The following is a 4,949-nucleotide window of genomic DNA, read 5'->3' on the forward strand; positions in this document are numbered from 1 at the left end:
GGATGGACATGATCGTGGCGCTGACCAGCTGCTCGGCCGGGCAGTCGAACAATTTCCGCTACAAGCCGATCGATTATGAGGTCCTGACGGAACTTCCCCCCTGATCCGGCGAGGCCTTTTCAAGGCCACAGGACCCAGCGGCCGGAACGGATCAAAGGACCTGGCGTTTGGCAAGCAGAGCCTGAGATTCCGGAGACTTTGCCGAATGTTGACCCCAAATGACTCCCTTCGCCAGGCAGACGTCCTGTTTCAGGCGCTCGGATTGCTTGAGCCGATCGGAGCGGAGGAGCGAAGGGCCCTGCGCAGACTGGGCGGGCCAGTGGTCCGGATCGGCGAAGGAAGCTATGTGAGCCGCCATGGCGACTATCCGGCGGCGAGCGCGCTTCTGATCGAAGGGTTTCTGTGCCGTCAGCGTCTGCTGGAGGAGGGGCAGCGCCAGATATTCTCGCTGCATTACCCCGGAGACCTAGCCGGATTCGAAACACTGCGCCTGCGTCTGCTGGACCATGACATTCGCGCGCTCACTGACTGCCATGTAAGTTACATCCCGCATGGGGCGCTGGAGTCGTTGATGCGGGAATATCCCGGGCTCGCCGCGGCACTCTGGAAATCGGCGCTCCGGGAGGGCGCTGTGGTTCGGGAGTGGATGGCCGGCATCGGCCGCCGCCCGGCGCTACAGCGTCTGGCGCATCTGATCTGTGAGATCTTTGTACGGATGAGGGTGCTGGGGCGCACCTCGGATGACCGGTTTTACCTCCCTCTCAATCAGACCGATATGGCCGACATCCTTGGCCTGTCGCTTGTGCACGTCAACAGGATGGCCGGTCTCCTGCGGCGCTCTGGCCTGATCGAGTGGCGCCACCAGCATATGTCCATCTCCGACTGGCCCCAGCTGAGGGATCTGGCCCGGTTTGATCCGGCTTACCTCCAGTTCCACAGGCCGCCATTGCTCACCTGAGCGCTACTGGCTCGGCCACGGCGCGCGGAAAGACGGACCGAACGGGTTACAGAAACCTAATCCGGAAACCGGCGCAGCTTTATCATAGGACATAGCGCCCGCGACAGAACCCGGCAGTATGGGGTTGAAGGCACGGCGCTGTTCACCTTTGCGGCTTTCTCGGCGCGCGCCGGGACAGAACCGTAACATCCCGGTACGGATCAGTGCTTTTGAAGGAGTGACCGTATCAACGAGACCGCAGGCTGAGCGCCGGACAAGAGATTGCGCAGCGACTCACTGCGCCTGAGCAGGCCGCCCTGGCCAGCATGACAGCAACCTGCGGGATTGAGGAGCCCGCCCTTCCAATTGCAAGGAGATGACAATGCCTCAGAGAGACAATCGAGATCGTGACGAGTACGGCCGGTTCAGCCGGGATGCGTATCGCAGCGCCCCGTCGGGCTATCGCCGCCGTGACAGGGATGATGAATACGACGACCGTGACCGTCAGCCCCGGGATGAATATGGCCGATTCATGAGTGATGAGGAGGAACGGGACTATGCCGGGAGATTCAGCCGCGGTCAGGATCGCCGATCGCCGGACGACGAGGCTTATAGCCGGGGACGCCGGGACCGGGATGAGCGGGKGATGGGGGGCAGGTGGAGAGCTTGCAGACCTTCACCCTACGGGCGGTGCGGATTCGTCAGCGCAGCGGCTCGAAGTGGCTGCAGCGCTCACAGGGCCCCTCCGGCAGCACCGCGCAGCGCAGCAGGGGGCTGCGGGCGTTGTAGCGGCAGTCCGGGTCGCCGATCACCCAGCCGTGGCCCCAGGGCATGGCATCGGCGGGCTGGGCTTCCAGCTTCACCTGCAGAGCCACGCTGCCCAGCGCGTAGCGGCCATTACTGAGGCGGTAGCGATGGCGGCGCTGCAGCACCAGAACGCTCTGATCACCCAGGTTCAGCCAGCGGCCCGGTTGCGGAATCTGTCCCTGGTGCTCCACCTCGTAGGTGTCGAGCAGCCGGTCGCTACCGATCAGTCGCACCTCCACCTGCATGGCTCAGCTCAGGGGAGCCGCTGGTTCCACCGGTTGTTCCACCGCCGGCAGCTCTTCAGCGCACTGCGGCACAGGGCTGCGGCGCACGGAGAAGCCCCAGACGAACAGGGCGGCCACGAGAGACAGCAAGGCCCACTCGGGCAGCTCCAGCTGAGGGCTGGCGAGGCGCAGCAGCAGCCGCAGACCCACCAGACCCACGGCCAGATAGCCGGCGGTTTCCAGGTGACGGAACAGCTCGATCCAGCGGATGAACAGCTCAGCCGTGAGCCGCAGGGCAATCACGCCGATCACGCCACCGGCGATCACCAGGGGGAGACGATCGGTCACCGCCACGGCGGCGGCCACGCTGTCCACCGAGAAGGCCAGGTCCGTCACCGCCAGCATGGCCACGACGCTGGCCATGCTGGCGCTGACGGCCCCAGGGGCCTCGGCTTCCGCCAGGTCCTGGACCTGCGGGGCGCCGGCGGTCAGCTGGACCAGATGGCGGCCACACAGCCAGAGCAGATAGCTCGAAGCGGCCAGTTGCAGGGGCCAGAAGTCCAGCACCCAGCGGGCGGCCAGGATCAGACCCACCCGGAACACCAGGGCCAGCAACAGACCCAGGTTGAGGGCCGTCTCCTGGCGGGAACGGTCGTGGAGACGGCGGGAGATGGCCGCCAGGGCAACGGCATTGTCGGCGGACAGCACCGCCTCCAGCGCCACCAGCAGGGGCAGCACGAGCAGGATTTCATGCCAGCGGTCGACCTCCTGCAGCAGCGGGGTCAGGGATTGAATCGACTCGGCTTCCATCAGACCCTGCAAGGGGATCACTCTAGGAAGACCAGTCCCCGAGCCGAACTCCCGATGCAACTGCAGGTCCGCCTGGTCCACGCCGAGCCCGGGCAGCGGGTGGTGGAGGTCACGGCCTATCGGCAGGGGGAAACCCTGGGCAGTGCCCTGGGGGAGGCCCAGACGGCCGAGGAGGCTGAGGACAGGGCCCGCGCCCGCCTGGCGAAGCAGTTGGCTCCCGCCATCCCCGCGGCTGTGGCGGTGCCCATCGCCAAGGCTGGACCAGGTTCTGCCCCTGACCCGATGCCACCAGCAGCTCCCGCGGCGGCGCAGGCTGCAGCAACGGCCTCTCCAGCCAATCCACCTGCAGTCGCCGCTGCAGCGGCCGAGCGCCCCCAGGAACCGGAGCCTGACCCCGAGGACTGGAGCAGCGAGCTGGCCCAGATCGACCTCCAGCTGGGCCGGCTGAGCTGGCAGCGCGAGCAGGAGGGCGTCTATCTGGAGCGGGCCTTCGGCCATCCCAGCCGCAGCAGGCTCACCGCCTACGCCGACCTGCAGAGCTACCTGCAGGCCCTCACCGCCCTGCCCGCCGGCAGTGATCCCACCAGGGCAGCAGTTCCTCTGCGACGCCGCGACCTGCTGGCCCAGTGCGATCTGCTGCTGGGTCAGCTGGGCTGGGACGCCCAGCAGGGTCGCCACTGCCTCGATCAGCTCTTCGGCCTGAGCAGCCGCCAGCACCTCAACGACACCCAGCTGCTGGAGTTCAACATGCAGCTGGAGGAGAAGCTGCTGGCCGCCAAGCCCTCAGCTGGCGCCGGCCAGGCTTCCCCCGCCACGTGAAGGAGGTGCCGCCAGCCTGCAGTGCTGCCGCACCAGCCGCAGGCCCAGATCCAGCCATTTCTGGTTGGCATAGGCCTCCTTTTCCAGCTCCTTCATCTGCGGCGACGCGCTCAGGTACACCGCATCGCCGAGCACCGCGTCGAGATGGGGCGGGAGATCGCGGCTCAGGCCCAGCAGGCCCGGCATGGCCCGCACGCCGCCATTGCTGCAGCTCTGGGCCACGTGGATGGCTTCGTGGTTGAGCACCTCGGCAAATTCGGTGCTGCCGCTGGCAATCACCCGGGGCTTGATGCGCAGGGTGCGGACCTGGGGGTCCCATTCAGCCGCCGCCCCGGACTTGCGGGGCGGCGCCAGCTCGATCAGCACGCCCGCCTGGATCAGCACCTCGATCAGATCCCCGATGGCGGCCTGCTCGGCATCGAAGCTGGGGGGATTGGCCATCTTGTGGCGGATCTCAGCCAGGGAGAGCTGGGGCTCGCCGGCCCGGCGCTGGTAGTGGTAGCGGGTGCTGCCGTCCGGGAACCGCTCAGCCGTGGGAATCCAGGCGGCATCGGCCGCTCTCAGCTGCTGCAGCAACATCTCCTGGTCGATGTTCCGCAGGCCGCCGGGCTGGGGCGCCAGGGCCAGGGCGTCCCACAACGGCTGCAGCGGCGGCGCCAGCTCCAAAGCGTCCTTGAGTTTCTGCTGCTCTGCGGCCAGCTGGGTGGTCGGCACGGCAGCAGACTCCCGCAGCCGCCAGCGGTTCGGCAGCAGCGTCAGCCCCACCCCCAGGGACAGCAGCAGGCCGGCAACCACCGCCACGGGCGCCACCCGGGGCAGCGCCATGACCCGCCTTGCCGGCAGCCGCCCCAGGGGATCGCCGCAGCGGCCGCAGACCCAGACGCCATCGGGCTGACGCCGCGCGGTCAGGGGTATGGGATGGCAGGAGGGGCAGAGGAAGGGTGCCACGCGCGCATTCTGTCGTCTCCGCCGCGGGGTGCCGGTTGGCAAGATCGGTGGCTGCCTCTGCCAGCGTGCCGCCATGCCCCTCTCCGCCCTGGTGCGCCAGTTGCAGCAGGCGCCGCTCACCGCTGAGCTGCTGGAGCGCAGTCGGCGCAGCACCAGGTTGCGGCTGAGCGGCGCCGGCCGGGCCGCCCGAACCCTGATCAGCAGTGCCCTGGCCGGCGTGGCCGAGGCACCGCTGCTGGTGGTGGTGCCCACCCTGGAGGAGGCCGGACGCTGGGCGGCCCTGCTGGAACTGATGGGCTGGCGCAGCAGTCAGCTCTACCCCACCAGCGAGGGCAGCCCCTACGAGGGCTTCGACCCCACCAGCGAGATCACCTGGGGCCAGCTGCAGGTGCTCAGCGAGCTGC

6 protein-coding genes are annotated in these 4,949 nt (G+C 67.9%); 3 read left to right on the forward strand and 3 right to left on the reverse strand.

The window, feature by feature from the left end; all coding sequences use genetic code 11:
* The first annotated feature begins 208 nt into the window (after positions 1-208).
* Positions 209-958 carry a Crp/Fnr family transcriptional regulator gene (locus IQ216_RS11705; RefSeq protein ID WP_193815592.1) on the forward strand — a complete coding sequence of 250 codons (750 nt, stop codon included), beginning with the start codon at positions 209-211 and terminating at the stop codon, positions 956-958.
* 680 nt (positions 959-1,638) lie between these two features.
* On the opposite strand, the gene IQ216_RS11710 is transcribed toward IQ216_RS11705, so the two are convergent.
* Both IQ216_RS11710 and IQ216_RS11715 read right to left on the reverse strand, forming a co-directional pair.
* Complete coding sequence (locus IQ216_RS11710) at positions 1,639-1,989, reverse strand: DUF6464 family protein (protein WP_193815593.1); 351 nt, start codon at positions 1,987-1,989, stop codon at positions 1,639-1,641.
* Between the two features lie 3 nt (positions 1,990-1,992).
* Positions 1,993-2,778: a DUF475 domain-containing protein gene (locus IQ216_RS11715; protein WP_193815597.1), complete on the reverse strand. Its 786-nt coding sequence runs from the start codon at positions 2,776-2,778 to the stop codon at positions 1,993-1,995.
* Between the two features lie 54 nt (positions 2,779-2,832).
* Here IQ216_RS11715 and IQ216_RS11720 point away from each other — a divergent pair, with 54 nt between their 5' ends.
* Positions 2,833-3,597 (forward strand): hypothetical protein, encoded by a 765-nt coding sequence (locus IQ216_RS11720; RefSeq protein WP_193815594.1) that lies wholly within the window; start codon positions 2,833-2,835, stop codon positions 3,595-3,597.
* On the opposite strand, the gene IQ216_RS11725 is transcribed toward IQ216_RS11720, so the two are convergent.
* Positions 3,562-4,545, reverse strand: a complete 984-nt coding sequence (locus IQ216_RS11725) for a hypothetical protein (RefSeq protein WP_193815595.1) — start codon at positions 4,543-4,545, stop codon at positions 3,562-3,564. The genes IQ216_RS11720 and IQ216_RS11725 overlap by 36 nt on opposite strands.
* A gap of 73 nt (positions 4,546-4,618) precedes the next feature.
* On the opposite strand from IQ216_RS11725, the gene IQ216_RS11730 reads away from it, so the two are divergent.
* On the forward strand, positions 4,619-4,949 hold a 331-nt coding region (locus tag IQ216_RS11730), incomplete at its 3' end, for a hypothetical protein (protein WP_193815596.1).

Origin of the sequence: Cyanobium sp. LEGE 06143, assembly GCF_015207535.1 — a bacterium.
Classification (GTDB): domain Bacteria; phylum Cyanobacteriota; class Cyanobacteriia; order PCC-6307; family Cyanobiaceae; genus NIES-981.